The following is a 14807-nucleotide window of genomic DNA, read 5'->3' on the forward strand; positions in this document are numbered from 1 at the left end:
CGGTCCCGGCCCCCCTTAGGGTATCCGCCGCTCAGGAGCTGACAAGTCGCTGGTCAGCCCTGGCCGAGAGTCACCTGTGCCGTCTTCTCCTGGCCGCCGCGGCGATAGGTGATGGTCACCTTGTCCCCCGGCGCGTGGGAGGCGACGGCCACGATCAGCGACTCTGTCGAGGTGATGGCCTTGTCGTCGACCTTGAGGATGATGTCGCCGGGCTTCAGTCCCGCCTTGTCGGCGGGCCCGTTCTTCACGATGCCCTGCTGGTTGTTGAGGACCTGCACGCCGTCCCCGACGTAGGTGAGGTCCATGCTGATGCCGATCACGGTCTTCTTGACCGTGCCGCCCTGGATCAGGGTCTCGGCGACCTGGCGGACCTTGTTGCTGGGGATCGCGAAGCCCAGGCCGATGCTGCCGCTCTCCCCGCTGCCGCTGCTCAGGCTGGCGATCGCGGTGTTCACGCCGATCACCTGGCCGGAGGAGAGGTCCACCAGCGGGCCGCCGGAGTTGCCGGGGTTGATGGCCGCGTCGGTCTGCAGCGCGGTGATCATGCTGCTCTCCGCGCCGTCCTCGCTCTGCGTCGGCACCACCCGGTCCTTGGCCGAGACGATGCCGGTGGTCACCGAGCCGGACAGGCCCAGCGGCGAGCCGATCGCCATCACCTGGTCGCCGACGGCCAGCGCGTCGGAATTGCCGAGCTCCAGCGCGGGCAGCCCGTGGTCGTTCTGGGTCTTCAGCACCGCCACGTCGTTCTGCGGGGAGCTGCCGACCACGTTGGCGGGGAGCTGCTTCTCGTCGTTGGTGACGACCACGACGCTGGACGCCTGGCCCAGGCCTCCGGAGGAGACGACGTGGTAGTTGGTGATGATGTAGCCGCCCTCGACGACGAAGCCCGTCCCCGAGCCGCCCTCGCCGTTGCCCATGCTGACCTTGACCGTCACCACGCTGGGCAGCACCCGCTGGGCGACGCCCGCCACGGAGTCGGGGTCGCGGGCCTGGGTGGAGTCGCCCCGGTCGCCGCCCAGGGAGATGCGCTCGGACTGGCCGCCATCGGTCAGCGTCACGGCCAGCCCGGCGCCGACCGAGCCGGCGACCAGCGCGATCACCAGCGCGGCGATCGCGAAGACGCCGAGCCCGGGGGTGCGCTTGGGCTGGGGAGGCGGTCCGGGGACCGGCGCCCAGTTGGGTCCGCCCGGGCCCGAGGGTCCGCCCTGGCTCGGGACCTGCGGCGGCGGTCCGCCCATGCCGGGGACGAGCAGCGGGGGCTGCTGCGGCGGCGGGGGCGGGGGCTGGGTGCCCGGCCAGAAGGCGCCCTGCTGGTACGGGGCGAATCCGGGCCGCTGCTCCCCGTAAGGGGCGGGCTCTCCGTAGGGGGGAGGGCTGTCCTGGTAGGGCGGAGGGGCCGCCTGCTCGGACTCCCGGAAGGAGTCGGGCTTGGCGAAGTTCGGCTGGGGTTCGGACTGCTGCTGCCGGGGCAGCGGCTGTCCCCCGGACGCCCACTGCGCTCCTCCGCCGTCCTGCTGCTGGGCGCTCATCCCGTCCAGCATGGTGGTCGTGGGGGCGGCAGCCTGGGCGGCCTCCCGGGAGACCACCAGTCTGTCCGCCGGCGGTTCGGTCGGCGCGTCGGGAGGAGTGAACCCCGATTCCCCCTGTGATTCCACCGAGCCGCGGCTTTCGTCCGTCATTACCCCACTCCTTGACGAGCCTGAGATGTACGGGCTTATCGTGGCCCACCCGTCGTGTGATTGCCGTAAGCACCCTAAACGGTAGGCCGGGATAATGCCGAAAGCGCGTGATTCTAGCGTTTCTTCTCGTCCTGGCGGCGGGGCAGCCGCACCTGGGAGACCCCGTTATTGTGCACCGTGCCGTGGCTCCAGCTCGGAGACACCTTCGGCACCCGCGCCTGGCCGGTGTTGACGTAGGGGGCCGAGCCCGCGCCCAGCGCGGCCAGGGTGGCGGCGCCCGCCACCAGGTAGCGGGCCCGCGGCAGCCTCCGCCGCTGGGCCGGCCGCCGGTCGCTCGCCGAACGGTTGTCCTTCGGCCCGCGGCGGCCCGCGACCTGCTGCGGCTCCGCGCCGCCCCGCCGGGGCTCGTCCATCCGGTACAGCCGCCGGGTCAGCTCGTCCGAGGGGACGGGAGCGTCCAGCCTGACCAGGGGAGCCCTGAGCGGCACCGGGCCCGCCGGGGCGGGAGGCGTGTCGCCCATCCCGTACAGGCGGCCCAGCAGGCCGTCTCCGGCCGAGTGGTCCTTCAACGAGTTCAGCCGGCGTTTGAGGCGGCGCAGCGCCTCGGCTTCCGCGCGGCAGCCGTCGCAGCCCGCCAGGTGGGACAGCGCCCTGTCCCTGCCGGCGTGGTCGAGCTCTCCGTCCACCAGAGCGGTCAGACGGTCGCCGAGACAGCTCACTGGGAGATCCCTTTCCTCTTCGCGGGGGCACGATGGGCGAGGGCGGCGCGCAGCTGGCCGCGGCCCCGGTGGATGCGGCTGCGGACGGTGCCCAGCTTCACCCCGAGGGTCGCGGCGATCTCCTCGTACGACAGGCCCTCGATGTCGCACAGCACGACGGCGGCGCGGTAGTCGGGCGCCAGTGCGTCCAGCGCGGCCTGGACGTCGTCGTCGAAGTTGGTGTCCTCGTACACCTGGGCGGGGGTCTTCTCCCTGCCGGGGAGCCGTTCCGCCGCGTCGTCCGCCAGGTTCTCGAAGCGGATGCGCTGCTTGCGGCGCGCGGTGTCGAGGAAGAGATTGGTCGTGATCCGGTGCAGCCAGCCCTCGAACGTGCCGGGCGTGTAGTTGGCCAGCGAACGGAACACCCGGACGAAGACCTCCTGGGTGAGGTCCTCCGCGTCGTGCTGGTTGCCGGTCAGGCGGTAGGCCAGCCGGTAGACACGCGCGGAGTGGTCGCGGACGACCTGGTCCCACGAGGGGGGGGACCATTGGGCCGCCGGGGCGTTCTCCCGGCCGACGACTCCTCCGGCCGTGCCCTGAAATGGAACCGCTGAGACAGACATGGTGTCTCAGATCACCCTTTCCTCTTCGGCGCCGAGAGAGCATCGTTTCCATCGGCTGGTGTTTTTTAGAACGTCGCGGACCGCGACGGCGTTCCCTGTCGGCGCTATCGTTTTGCCCCCGGAGGGTTCTGTGACGCGGGAGGCGGCCATCAACGAGGTGCAGACCTACGGGGAGTGGTTCTCCCCGGAGGATGAGCCGCTGCGCGAGGCCCGGCGGCTGGGCGAGGAGTTCGGCGCGGAACCGATCGGAGCCACCGGCGGAGCGGCGCTCCGCTTCGTCGCGTCGCTGATCAGGGCCAGGACCGTGGTGGAGATCGGTTCGGGCTGCGGCGTGTCGGGAATCTGGCTGCTGCGCGGCATGCACCCCCAGGGGGTGCTCACCAGCGTGGACGTCGAGCCGGAGAACCAGCGGCTGGCCAAGATCGCCTACTCCGACGCCGGGTTCGCGGCGAGCCGCACCCGGATGATCAGCGGCCGGGCGCTGGACGTCCTGCCCCGGCTCACCGACGCCGCCTACGACCTGGTGTTCTGCGACGCCATGCCGCGCGAGTACCCCGACTACCTGTCCGCCGCGCTGCGCCTGCTGCGGCCCGGCGGCGTGATCGCCTTCGACGACGCCCTCACCCCCCTGAGCGATCCGGCGGACGCCCGCGGCGTACGCGCGGTGGCCGGGCTCGTCGCCGAGGACGAGAACCTGATCCCGTTGTTCCTCCCCCTCGGGGACGGCCTTCTGGTCGCACAGAAGCAAGGATGACCATGCCTTCGACGCCCCCCGCCCCCCAGGCCGATCCCGAGTCCGCCTCCCGGACGGAGGTCCGCCTGCGCCCGTCCTTCAGCGGCTCCGGCCAGGCGCTGGCGGTGCTGATCCTGCTGTTCTGCTCGGTGATGTTCCTCTTCGGCGGGGCCGCCGACCCCGCCAGCCCGGGCGGGGTCGTCTTCCTCGTGCTCGGGATCACCGGGACCGTCGGCTTCGGCGGGGTGCTGGTGGTGGTCTCCGGCCACCTGCTGGGCCGCAGGCCGCTGCTCGTCCTGGACGGGACCGGGGTGCGCGTCCCCGCCAAATGGCCGCTCCCCCGCTCCCGCGACAGGTTCCTGCCGTGGGCCGAGGTCGCGTCCGTCTGCGCCTGGACCGACGGGATGCCCGGCGGCAAGGGCCTGGCCCACCGGCTGGCCTTCCTGCCCGCCGAGGACAGCCCGCAGGCCCGGCACACCTCCGGCGCGGAGATGCTGCGGGTCAAGACCCAGGGGATGGCGGGCGTGGCGGTGCTGCGCTGGAGCGTCCCGGTGATGGACGGCTGGACCATGCCCCCGAACGAGGTGATCAAGGCGGTCCGCGCCCTGTCCGGCGCGCCGTTCGAGGACCGCCGGATCGGGCTGCCCAAGCGGCGCCGGATCGTCAGGCCGAAGCAGTCGGATAAGTCGGAGCACTCGTGAGCCACTCCAGGAACAGCCGCACCCCGTAGCCGGTGGCGCCTTCGCCGCCCCGGGCGGGGCCCGCGACGTCCAGGTGCGCCCAGCGGCGGTCCCCGACGAACTTCTCCAGGAACAGCGCGGCCATGATGGCGCCGCCGCCGAAGCCCCGCTTCTCGATGTTGGACACGTCCGCGACCTGCGACTCGATGGCCACGCGGTAGTCCTCGGTCATCGGCATCCGCCACAGCGGCTCGTCGGCGCGGGAGCTCGCCTCCAGCAGCGCGGCGGCGAGCTCGGTGTCGTTGGCGAAGAGCGCGCCGTGCCGCAGGCCGAGGGCGAGCTTGGCGGCGCCGGTGAGGGTGGCGATGTCGACGACGAGGTCGGGGTCGAGCTGCTTGTCGGCGTAGGCGAGCGCGTCGGCCAGCACCAGGCGGCCCTCGGCGTCGGTGTTGAGCACCTCGGAGGTGGTGCCGCCGTAGTGGGTGATCACGTCGGAGGGGCGCATGGCCGAGCCGGAGAACGCGTTCTCGGCGGAGGGGATCAGCCCGGTGACCTTGACCCGGACGTCCAGGGCCCGCAGCGCCGACATGACGCCCATGACGACGGCGCCGCCCGACATGTCGGTCTTCATGGTCTGCATCGCGGCGCTCGGCTTGATCGAGATGCCGCCGGTGTCGAAGGTGATGCCCTTGCCGACCAGCACGATGTGCCCGCTCGCGCCCTCGGGCGCGTAGGTGAGCTCGATCAGCCGGGGCGGCCGGGGCGAGCCCGAGCCGACGGCCAGCAGCCCGCCGAAGCCCTCGGCCTCCAGGTCCCGCTCGTCCCTGATCCGCACTTCCAGGCCCGCCTCGCGGGCCAGCGCGACCGCCTGCTCGGCCATCCAGGCCGGGCACTTCTCCAGCGAGGGGGTGTTGGACAGGTCGCGGGCCAGCGCGGCAGCGGCGGCCAGCACCTCGCCCCGGGCGGACGGCTCGCCGCCGACCAGGACGATCTCCCCGACCGGCTTCCTGCCCTCGCCGGTCTTCATGCTGAAGTCGTAGCCGGCCAGCAGCGCGCCCTCGGTGAAGGCGGTCAGGTCGCCCTCGGGGGCCTGCACCGCCAGCAGGTCCTTGCCCTTGGCCCGGCGGGCCAGCGCGGCCCCGGCCTTGCGCAGGGCGGCGGGAGACCCGTCCCCGATGCCGTAGAGCAGCAGTTCCCGCAGGGTGCCCTCCAGCCGGACCGGAAGGGAGATGATCTCTCCGGCCTCGCCCTTGGCCTCGTGGAAGGAGAGCAGCTCGTCCACCGGCAGGCCCGGGTCGAACCCGGGATCGCCGCCCTGGGGCACCGCCAGCAGGAGGGCGCCGGGCACCTGGGCGAGCGGCCCCTCGGCCGCACGGACACGGGTAAGGACGGGCATGAGGGCCCCCTCAGACAGAAGACGGGAGATGGTCCGGAAAGGCCGGTGGACCGGCCGGAAGAACGGAAGGGCGAAGGACGCGACCCGGGCCCCGGCGTCGGCGAACCGGCCGGGACCGTACGGTCACGAAGATCATCTACCCTCGGGGCGGGTCAGCCGACCACTCCGCCGATGGCCGCGCCCAGCTCCCTGGCCTCATCGGGGGTCAGCTCGACCACGAGCCTGCCGCCGCCTTCCAACGGCACGCGCATGACGATGCCGCGGCCCTCCTTGGTAACTTCCAGCGGACCGTCACCTGTCCGCGGCTTCATCGCCGCCATGCGTGCATCCCCTTCCTTCCCGGCCCAGGGCCGTTCGGGCCCGTGCGAGCCGCTGGCCGCCGAAGCGTCCGCGTCTAGCAGTAGTGGTCCATTATCCCGTGTTCCGGGCGCGAAGTGGTAACGATCAGACCTGCGAGATCATCGAGGGCCCCGAGAGGGACCGCGCGGGGCAGTCCAGCAGGTGGTCGTTGACCAGCCCGCACGCCTGCATGAGGGCGTAGGCGGTGGTGGGGCCGACGAACCGGAAGCCGTGGCTTTTAAGTTTTCGGGCCAATGCCTGGGACGATGGGGTTTGTGCGGGAATGTCCGACATCTTCTGCGGAGCGGGCGCCTCCGGAGGCGCGTACTCCCACACCAGCTCCGCCAGCCCCCCGGGCAGCTCCAGCACGGCGCGGGCGTTGCCGACCACCGCCTCGATCTTGCGGCGGTTCCGGACGATCGAGGCGTCGGCCATCAGCCGCTCCACGTCCGCCTCGCCGTAGGCCGCCAGCAGAGCGGGCTCGAAACCCGCGAAGGCCCGCCGGAACGCCTCCCGCTTGCGCAGGATCGTCAACCACGACAGGCCCGACTGGAAGGCCTCCAGGCACAGTCGTTCGAACAGGCCCCGGTCGTCGCGGACCGCCCTGCCCCACTCCTCGTCGTGGTAGGCGACGTAGTCGGGGAGAGAGGTCTCCCAGGCGCACCGGACGGTCAACCGAGATCCTCCTCGTCCTGCTCACGCGGCCTCTCCCGGCCCTCCGGCGGCCCCTCCGACCTCCACGGCCGGTCGGCGTCGTCCGCACCGGGCTCCTCCGGCTTCTTCAGCCAGGAGGCGCTCAGCCCCTCTCCGGGGCCGTACACGCCCGCCCCGGAGAGCTGCCGCCTCAGCTCGGCCACCTCGTTCTCCCGCCGCATCAGCGCGTACGCCAGCTTCCCCAGCGCCTCGTCGGTGACCGCGATGTCGTAGCCGAAGACCCCCTTGGGGAGCCTGAGCATGGCCGCGTCCGTGCCCGTGAGCGGCCGGTCCTCCGGCAGCCCCGTCGGCGGGCGGTCCGCCAGGGGCTCGCGCAGCTCACCGCCCCGCCCCGAGGCCAGGACGACGGTGGCCGCGACCACCGCGACGGCGGCGAGCAAGAGCACTACGGGCACGGGGGTCCTCCTTCACCGGTACGACGATCGTGCCATGCTCAAGGATATGGACGCGCGAAACCACGGTGATCTGGTGTGGACCGGCACTCCCGCGGACCCGGAGGACCTGCTGGACGCGGGCGTCGACCCGCCCGCCGCGGAGGTCGAGGCGCTCCTCTCCCGAGGGCGTCCGGTGAAGGTCACCGTCACCGGGTCCGACTCCGGGGCGCTGGCCGCCGCCGCCGTCTACGCCTGGCTGGGCGTGAGCGCCTTCCGCTTCGCCGGCGACCCCGGCGAGCTGCGCCAGATCCTGGACATGGTCGCCTCGATCGCGGGAGCCCGTCCCCCCGCGGTGGGGAGACGGGCCCTGGCCTGAAGGCCCGTCCGGGTCAGCGGTTCCTCAGCCGCTGCCAGGGGCCGCGGATCGCGAACGTGGTGCCGGGGCCCTCCTGGCGGTTGGCGAAGAGGGTGCGCCCGTCGGGCGAGAACGTCACGCCGGTGAACTCCACGTCGTTCAGCGCGTTGCGGGCCAGCGCGAACGGCTCGCCTTTGCCGGTGGTGCCGACGAGGAACTGCTCTCCGTCGCCGTCCTCGGCGAGGATCACGCCGCCGCCGTAGGGCGAGACGGTGATGTTGTCGGGCGAGTCGAACCTGCCGCCCGACTCGAAGACCAGCTCCAGTTCCAGGGTCTCGCGGCGCGGGTCGTAGGCCCAGACCTGGCCGGCGTGGTCGCCGGCGGCGCCCTCCTCGGCCAGCGCGTAGGAGGCGACGAAGTAGGCCCTGCCCCCTCGGCGCCGGTCCCACCAGGCGCCTTCCAGCTTCGACGAGCGGGTCACGCCGTCGAGCTGCTCCCGGACGGGCGTCCGGACCGCGAGCGGGTCGGGCACGTCGACCCACCGGACGCCCTTGAGGACCGTCCCGGCCTCCCGCACCAGGGCCAGGTCGGGAACGCCCGGTACGCGCATCGCCTGGAGCGTGCCGCCCGCCTGGTAGGAGTGGTATCCGCCCTTCCGGGCCCGGGGCAGGAAGCGGTAGAAGAGACCGAACGGCTCGTCGGCGTCTTCGGTCAGGTACATGGTGTCGTCACGCGGGTCGATGCAGACCGCCTCGTGCTCGAACCTCCCCAGCGGCTTGATCGGCTCCGCGACGGTCCTCCGGCCGGCCGGGTCGACCTCGAACACCCAGCCGTGCGACCTGGTCTCGCCGTCGAAGCCGTCGGTCTCCTCGCAGGTCAGCCAGGTGCCCCACGGCGTGACGCCGCCCGCGCAGTTGTCGGCGGTACCCGCGAGGCTGACGTACTGGTCGAGCACCCCGGCGTCGCGGCCCAAGTGGATGGTGGTCGTCCCGCCGAACGCCTCTGGGTCGTAGGTCAGGCCGGGTCGGGCGACCGCCTTGGTGCCGTCGTCCTCCTGCTCGTGGTTGCGCACCAGCCGCAGGTCGTCGTGGCGGCTGCCGGGGAAGGCCGCCATCCCGTCGTGCGAGCCGGGGACGACACCGCCGCCGGGCAGCGGGTCCCCCTCGGTGGAGAAGGTCCGGTAACTGAAGCCCTTGGGCAGGTCGAGCACCCCCGCGGGGTCGGGCACCAGCGGCCCGTAGCCGTAGGCCTCGCCCTCGGCGGCCCCGGCGGCGGTCATGAAGACGGAATCGAGGCTTCCGGCCAACGCGATGGAGACGGCTCCACCGGCCACGAAACCACGACGGGAGACACTCATGGGTCAGACACTCCTTGCCGCAGGCGTGATCGGCCTTTGCCGACCTCGCGGAGCCTGATCCAGCGTGTTGAACGTCCCGTGAAAGCCGCGTTGAATCCGCCGGAACTCCAGCAGTCCCTTAGGGCTCCAGAGCTCCTCGCCTAGAACTCCAGGAGCTCCTCGCCGACCCGGCGGAACTCCGACTCCAGCAGGTCCAGTGCCTCGCCCACCTCGGTGGCGTAGGAGACGGCCTCGGCCGCGGCGGGCCGGTTGAAGCCCTCGGCGAGCAGGTGGTCCATCAGGGTCCGCAGCGGCTCGTACACCCCGTACGGGTCCAGCACCACGATGGGCTTGGTGTGGAAGTTCAGGCTGCGGGCCGTCCAGACCTCCAGCAGCTCCTCCAGGGTGCCGATGCCGCCGGGCAGGATGAGGAACCCGTCGGCCCTCCGGTCCATCTCGGCCTTGCGCGAGCGCATGTCGGGGGTGCGGACCAGCTCGTCGTTCTCGGTGTCGGGGGCCTCCTGGGCCTCGGGCATGCCCGCCGGGACGACCCCGACGGTCCTGCCGCCCTCCGCCCGCGCCGCCTCGGCCACCGCCCCCATGCACGACCTGACGCCGCCGCCGGTGACGAGCGTGTGCCCCCGCCGGGCCAGCTCGGCGCCCAGCGCCGCGGCCACTTCGACGTGCTTGGGGTCGATCCGGGTACTCGACGCGCAGAAGACGGTGATCGTCATGGGCAACGCTGGCCCCTCCATATCCTCGGCAGGCTCCCAGGATCATAGAGCCGGAGCCCGGGCAGGGCGTCCCGTCCCGACGAACCGGAACGGGACGCCGCGGCCCCCTCTGACGCCCCCGTCCGGGCCGAGGTCTCCGGAGCCCCGAGTCCTCGAGGTCAGGCGACGGGCGTGAAGTCGCGCGAGGCCAGGAACTCCGGGCGGCGGCTGGGCGCGGCGTACGGATCGCCGCAGGCGTTCTCCACGCTGTTGAACACGAGGAAGACGTTGGAGCGCGGGTAGGGGGAGATGTTGCCGTTCGAGCCGTGCATGCAGTTGCAGTCGAACATCACCGCCGAGCCCGCCTCACCGGTGAACAGCTCGATCCCGTGCTCGTCGGCCAGCGCGGTCAGGCTCTCCGGATCGGGGGTGCCGATCTCCTGGTCCTTCAGCGACTCCCGGTAGTGCCCCTCGGGGGTCTCCCCCGCGCAGGAGACGAACGTCCGGTGCGAACCCGGCATGATCATCAACGAGCCGTTGCAGAGGTCGTTGGGGGTGAGCGCGATCGAGACGCTCACCGCGCGCATCCGCGGCATGCCGTCCTCGGCGTGCCAGGTCTCGAAGTCGGAGTGCCAGTAGAAGTCCTTGCCCCGGAATCCGGGCTTGTAGTTGACCCGGCTCTGGTGCACGTAGACGTCCGAGCCGAGGATCTGCCGCGCCCGTCCGGCGACGCGCGGGTCGGCGGCGAGCTTCGCGAAGACCGGGCTGATCCGGTGCACGTCGAAGACCGACCTGACCTCGCCGGAGTCCTTCTCCGTGATGACCCTCTCGTCGCCGCGGAGCGCGGGGTCCCCGGCCAGCCTGGCCAGCTCGCCGGCGTACAGCACGACCTCCTCCGGGGAGATCAGCCGGTCCATCCGCAGGTAGCCGTCCCGGTCGAAGTCGACGAGCTCCCCGGCGGACAGGGGGCCGGCGGCGTTCCCGTGGACCACGGGGTCCACCCGGCCGATCAGCTCGGGACGGGAGGCGCCGCGGGTGGGGTAGGGGTCGTGGCCGTTCACGCCTCCTCCCGGATCAGCGGGTAGACGCCGTTCTCGTCATGGACCTCGCGGCCGGTGCACGGCGGGTTGAAGACGCAGATCGTGCGCAGCTCGGTGTGCGCGTGCAGCGTGTGCCGCTCGTGCCCGTCGAGCAGGTACATCGTGCCCGGCGCTATGTCGTGCCGCTCGCCCGTCTCCTCGTTCACCAGCTCGCCGGTGCCGCCGATGCAGTAGACGGCCTCGATGTGGTTGGCGTACCACATCGAGGTGGAGGTGCCCGCGTACAGAACGGTGTCGTGCAGGGAGAAGCCGACCTTCTCCCCGGCGAGGACCAGCCTGCGGCTGGCCCAGGTGGGCGCCTGCACGTCGCGGTCGGTGCCGACGATGTCCTGAAGGGTCCTGACGATCAAAGCTTTCTCCGTTTCTCTCAGGCTTCCAGCGCCGCGGCGACGGACTCGCGAACGATGTCCAGCCCCTCGGCGAGTTCCCGGTCGGTGATGGTGAGCGGAGGCAGCAGTTTGGCCACCTCGCCGTCGGGGCCGGAGGTCTCCATCAGCAGGCCCCGCTCGAAGGCCTCGGCGCAGACCCGTCCCGCCGCCGGCGGGTCGGTGAAGGCGAGCCCCTGGGCCAGGCCTCGCCCGCGCCGCCCCGTGATGGCCTTGTCGTGCTCGTCCGCGAGCGCGTCCAGGGCCCCGGCCACCGCCTCGCCCTTGGCGAGCGTCTGCTCCCGCAGCCCCTCGCCCTCCCAGAACGCCAGCGCGGCGGTGGCGGTCACGAAGGCGGGGTTGAAGCCCCGGAACGTTCCGTTGTGCTCGCCGGGCTCCCAGACGTCGAGGTCCGGGCGCATCAGCGTCACCGCCATCGGCAGGCCGTAGCCGCTCAGCGACTTGGACAGGCAGACGATGTCCGGGACGATCCCGGCGTCCTCGAAGCTGAAGAACGGGCCCGTCCTGCCGCAGCCCATCTGGACGTCGTCGACGATCAGCAGCATCTCGTGGCGCTTGCACAGGTCCGCGAGGCTGCGCAGCCATCCGGCGCTGGCCTCGTTGAGCCCGCCCTCGCCCTGGACGGTCTCCACGATCACCGCGGCCGGCTTGTCGAGACCGCTCCCGTTGTCGGTGAGCATGCGCTCGAACAGCATGAAGTCGGGTGTGGCGCCGTCGAGGTAGTTGTCGTAGGGCATGGTGAAGACGTGGTTGAGGGGGACGCCCGCGCCGCCGCGCTTCATCGAGTTGCCGGTGACCGACAGCGAGCCCAGCGTCATGCCGTGGAAGGCGTTGGTGAAGCTGACGACCGTCTCGCGGCCGGTGTACTTGCGCGCGAGCTTCAGCGCGGCCTCGACGGAGTTGGTGCCGGTGGGACCGGTGAACTGCACCTTGTAGTCGAGCCCGCGGGGTTCGAGGACGACCCGCCGGAAGGTCTCGAGGAACTCGCGTTTGGCCACGGTGTACGCGTCCAGAGCGTGCACGATCTCGTCGTTGACGAGGTAGCCGAGCAGCTTCAGTTTGAGCTGGGGGTGGTTGTGCCCGTAGTTGAGGCTGCCGGCTCCGGCGAAGAAGTCCAGATAACCGCGGCCGGACTCGTCGTAGATCCGGCTGCCCTGGGCCCGGCTGAAAACGGTGGGCCAGCTCCGGCAGTAGCTGCGGACCTCGGATTCCGTCTGCTCGAAGACCTTCAACTGATGCCGCCTTTCGTGGGGTCGGACAGGGGCGGGAGCGGAAGACCGCCGCTCACGGGGCGAACGGGCCGATGCGGAAGAGCACTTCGGCTTCGTGGCCGTCCACCGGGAAGTCCTCGGCCGCGAAGAGCGCGCTCCGGCTCAGTTCGGCGCTCCGCTCCCGGGCGAACGACTCGAACAGGCGGGTCGAGGCCGTGTTGTCGGGGGTGACCGTCGCCTCCAGGAAACGCGTCCCCGGCTGCCGGTCGGCGAGCCAGCAGAGCATCCGCCCGGCGAGGCCCCGGCCGCGTTGGCCGTCCGCCACGGCGACCTGCCAGACGAACAGGGTGTCGGGGGCGGAGGGGCGCAGGTATCCGGTGACGAATCCGCAGGCGCCGCCTTCGCCGTCCCGGGCGATCACCGAGGTGCCTGCGTGGTCCCGGCACCACAGGAGGTAGCTGTAGGGGGAGTTGAGGTCCAGGGTCCGGGACTCCGCGGCCAGCCGCCAGAGGCCGCTGCCGTCCGCGGATCGCGGGTGCTCGAGGACGATGGACGTTTCGGATGGATGACGGCTGAATCGAGCTGGAAACTCTTTGGCCATGCGAAAAGACCATAGCCAGCCGAGGAGAACCCGCCTGGAAGTCCGGGATCAGGGGTTCGGTTTGAGCCTCGGGATACCGGGTAGGGCTGGTCGGCTCGGCGACGACCCCCTTGGGGCCCCCAAAGCGGTCGGCCGAAACCACTTCGATTTCAGCCCTCTATCAGGTGGTTCATGCGCAAGATCGCGAGAAGAGGCGCCATCGCCTGACAAGGGGCGAACCACCGGAAGACAGAAAGGTTGCTCGATTTATGGGGGAAAATTTTGTGACCCTCATCACCGGCCAGTGATGTGAACCTGTGACCTAACCCAGACGTCTGGGACCGAGCGGGACAGCCCGATGACGCGGAGTGAGCACGCGCGGGCGAGAAGAAGGGCCCGGCGCTCCGTCCGGGCCCTTCGTTCACTTCGTGGTGCTGACGACCTCGCAGTCATCGTTGCTGGTGTCGGTCTTCTTCTGAGCCGCCTCCCACTGGAGGTTCCCCGCCGGGACGTCGACGAAGGCGTACGTCTCACCCGCCTCGAGGCAGTTGTCGCCATCCCTGCCGACCCGGACGCCGCCCAGGTCGGTGACGACGAAGCCGCGCTGGGGATCGAGGGTCACCCGGACGGTGAAGCCGCCGCCGCGCTTGGCGCGGAAGGGGGCGTCCACGGGGAGCACCCACATGCCGGACGGCTTCTGCTCGACCAGCGCCTGGTCGCCCTTGTCCCCGTTCTCGTCCCAGCCGTCGATGTAGACGGTGGTCTTCGGCTCGATCTGGCGAAGGGCGGTGTTCTCGGCGGCGCAGCCCGCCACCAGCCCCAGGACCGCCAGGACCCCGATGGCCTGTGCCTTCTCACGTGTCCGCATGGATCGATGACTGTGCCATATCGGACCTCACCCCTAAGAGGGGACGAAGGTGAAGATTAGGCGACAATACGGCTACCAAGGGTTTGTCAGGCCCTGTCAGGTGCCCGCCTCGGTCGCGGCCGCCTCGACGACCGCCGTCTCCTCGCGGCGGCGGTTCTCCTCCCGGTGGGCCTCGACGATCACCCGGACCACCTCCTCCGGGTCGTCGGTGAGGTGCAGCAGGTCCGGGTCCTCCGGGGAGATCATGCCCTCGGCGACCAGGGTCCCCTTGAACCACTCCAGCAGGGGGCTCCAGAACTCCCGGCCCACCAGGACGATCGGGAATCGGGTGATCTTGCCGGTCTGGACCAGGGTGAGGGCCTCGAACAGCTCGTCCATGGTCCCGAAGCCGCCGGGCAGCACCACGAACGCCTGGGAGTACTTGATGAACATCGTCTTGCGGACGAAGAAGTAGCGGAACGAGATGCCGATGTCGATGTGCTCGTTCAGCTGCTGCTCGAAGGGCAGCTCGATGCCCAGCCCGACCGACAGGCCCCCGGGGTTCGCGCCCTTGTTGCCGGCCTCCATGATCCCGGGACCGCCGCCCGTGATCACCGCGTAGCCCGCCTCCACCAGGCCCTGCCCCACCCGCTCGGCGAGCTCGTAGTACTCCGAACCGGGCTTGATCCTGGCCGAGCCGAACACGCTGACCGCCGGCCCCACCTCGGCCAGCAGCCCGAACCCCTCGACGAACTCCGACTGGATGCGCAGCACCCGCCAGGGGTCCTGGTGCAGCCACTCCACCGATCCCCGGGTGTCCAGCAGCCGCTGGTCGTAGGTGCTCTCCGGCATCGCCTTGCCGCTCAGCACCGCCGGTCCCTGCCGATGCCTCTTCCGATTCGTCTCATCCATCCGATCACGGTAACCGCGTGCGGACGGTCCCGGAACGCCGTTATCGTCCGCCGTCGCCATGAGGAAGAACCCGATCACTCAACGTGACGACACGGGATAGGCTTCAGAAACCACGAAGAAGCCATCCGTGA

18 protein-coding genes are annotated in these 14807 nt (G+C 71.1%); 3 read left to right on the forward strand and 15 right to left on the reverse strand.

Annotated features, from left to right (window positions below):
• Positions 1–53: 53 nt before the first annotated feature.
• From ABD327_RS08055 to sigE, 3 genes are all read right to left on the reverse strand, one after another.
• Entirely contained in the window at positions 54–1679 is a 1626-nt protein-coding gene (locus ABD327_RS08055) for a S1C family serine protease (RefSeq protein ID WP_344449582.1), read from the reverse strand.
• A 113-nt stretch (positions 1680–1792) separates the two neighbouring features.
• Positions 1793–2398, reverse strand: coding sequence for an anti-sigma factor family protein (locus ABD327_RS08060; protein WP_344449583.1), 606 nt, complete (start codon positions 2396–2398; stop codon positions 1793–1795).
• Entirely contained in the window at positions 2395–3000 is a 606-nt protein-coding gene (gene sigE, locus ABD327_RS08065; protein ID WP_344449584.1) for an RNA polymerase sigma factor SigE, read from the reverse strand. Before sigE ends, ABD327_RS08060 begins: the two co-directional genes overlap by 4 nt.
• A gap of 130 nt (positions 3001–3130) precedes the next feature.
• Here sigE and ABD327_RS08070 point away from each other — a divergent pair, with 130 nt between their 5' ends.
• Together ABD327_RS08070 and ABD327_RS08075 are read left to right on the forward strand one after the other, a co-directional pair.
• Positions 3131–3754 (forward strand): O-methyltransferase, encoded by a 624-nt coding sequence (locus ABD327_RS08070; protein WP_344449585.1) that lies wholly within the window; start codon positions 3131–3133, stop codon positions 3752–3754.
• A 2-nt stretch (positions 3755–3756) separates the two neighbouring features.
• Entirely contained in the window at positions 3757–4434 is a 678-nt protein-coding gene (locus ABD327_RS08075; RefSeq protein ID WP_344449586.1) for a hypothetical protein, read from the forward strand.
• On the opposite strand, the gene ABD327_RS08080 is transcribed toward ABD327_RS08075, so the two are convergent.
• The 4 genes from ABD327_RS08080 to ABD327_RS08095 all read right to left on the reverse strand — a co-directional run bounded on the left by ABD327_RS08080 (position 4397) and on the right by ABD327_RS08095 (position 7257).
• Entirely contained in the window at positions 4397–5809 is a 1413-nt protein-coding gene (locus ABD327_RS08080; RefSeq protein ID WP_344449587.1) for a leucyl aminopeptidase family protein, read from the reverse strand. The two genes, ABD327_RS08075 and ABD327_RS08080, sit on opposite strands and share 38 nt — an antisense overlap.
• 152 nt (positions 5810–5961) lie before the next feature.
• Entirely contained in the window at positions 5962–6129 is a 168-nt protein-coding gene (locus ABD327_RS08085) for a DUF3117 domain-containing protein (protein ID WP_344449588.1), read from the reverse strand.
• Positions 6130–6253: 124 nt separating this feature from the next.
• Positions 6254–6823 carry a DNA-3-methyladenine glycosylase I gene (locus ABD327_RS08090; RefSeq protein WP_344449589.1) on the reverse strand — a complete coding sequence of 190 codons (570 nt, stop codon included), beginning with the start codon at positions 6821–6823 and terminating at the stop codon, positions 6254–6256.
• Complete coding sequence (locus ABD327_RS08095) at positions 6820–7257, reverse strand: hypothetical protein (RefSeq protein WP_344449590.1); 438 nt, start codon at positions 7255–7257, stop codon at positions 6820–6822. The genes ABD327_RS08090 and ABD327_RS08095 overlap by 4 nt, the downstream gene beginning before the upstream one ends.
• Positions 7258–7303: 46 nt before the next feature.
• On the opposite strand from ABD327_RS08095, the gene ABD327_RS08100 reads away from it, so the two are divergent.
• A complete protein-coding gene (locus ABD327_RS08100; RefSeq protein ID WP_344449591.1) occupies positions 7304–7612 on the forward strand; it encodes a hypothetical protein in 309 nt (102 codons plus the stop codon).
• A gap of 13 nt (positions 7613–7625) precedes the next feature.
• On the opposite strand, the gene ABD327_RS08105 is transcribed toward ABD327_RS08100, so the two are convergent.
• The 8 genes from ABD327_RS08105 to ABD327_RS08140 all read right to left on the reverse strand — a co-directional run bounded on the left by ABD327_RS08105 (position 7626) and on the right by ABD327_RS08140 (position 14676).
• A complete protein-coding gene (locus ABD327_RS08105; RefSeq protein WP_344449593.1) occupies positions 7626–8948 on the reverse strand; it encodes an alkaline phosphatase PhoX in 1323 nt (440 codons plus the stop codon).
• Positions 8949–9088: 140 nt separating this feature from the next.
• Positions 9089–9661, reverse strand: coding sequence for an LOG family protein (locus ABD327_RS08110; protein WP_344449594.1), 573 nt, complete (start codon positions 9659–9661; stop codon positions 9089–9091).
• Between the two features lie 158 nt (positions 9662–9819).
• The gene (thpD, locus tag ABD327_RS08115; protein WP_344449595.1) at positions 9820–10701 is read right to left on the reverse strand and encodes an ectoine hydroxylase; all 882 of its coding nucleotides are present in this window, start codon (positions 10699–10701) and stop codon (positions 9820–9822) included.
• Positions 10698–11090: an ectoine synthase gene (locus ABD327_RS08120; protein WP_344449596.1), complete on the reverse strand. Its 393-nt coding sequence runs from the start codon at positions 11088–11090 to the stop codon at positions 10698–10700. Before ABD327_RS08120 ends, thpD begins: the two co-directional genes overlap by 4 nt.
• A gap of 17 nt (positions 11091–11107) precedes the next feature.
• Positions 11108–12358, reverse strand: coding sequence for a diaminobutyrate--2-oxoglutarate transaminase (gene ectB / locus ABD327_RS08125; RefSeq protein WP_344449597.1), 1251 nt, complete (start codon positions 12356–12358; stop codon positions 11108–11110).
• A 52-nt stretch (positions 12359–12410) separates the two neighbouring features.
• Complete coding sequence (gene ectA, locus ABD327_RS08130; RefSeq protein ID WP_344449598.1) at positions 12411–12938, reverse strand: diaminobutyrate acetyltransferase; 528 nt, start codon at positions 12936–12938, stop codon at positions 12411–12413.
• Between the two features lie 400 nt (positions 12939–13338).
• Entirely contained in the window at positions 13339–13785 is a 447-nt protein-coding gene (locus ABD327_RS08135; protein ID WP_344449599.1) for a hypothetical protein, read from the reverse strand.
• Between the two features lie 96 nt (positions 13786–13881).
• The gene (locus ABD327_RS08140) at positions 13882–14676 is read right to left on the reverse strand and encodes an LOG family protein (protein WP_344449600.1); all 795 of its coding nucleotides are present in this window, start codon (positions 14674–14676) and stop codon (positions 13882–13884) included.
• Positions 14677–14807 lie beyond the last annotated feature (131 nt).

Origin of the sequence: Actinocorallia aurantiaca, from assembly GCF_039533685.1 — a bacterium.
Classification (GTDB): Bacteria; Actinomycetota; Actinomycetes; order Streptosporangiales; family Streptosporangiaceae; genus Actinocorallia; species Actinocorallia aurantiaca.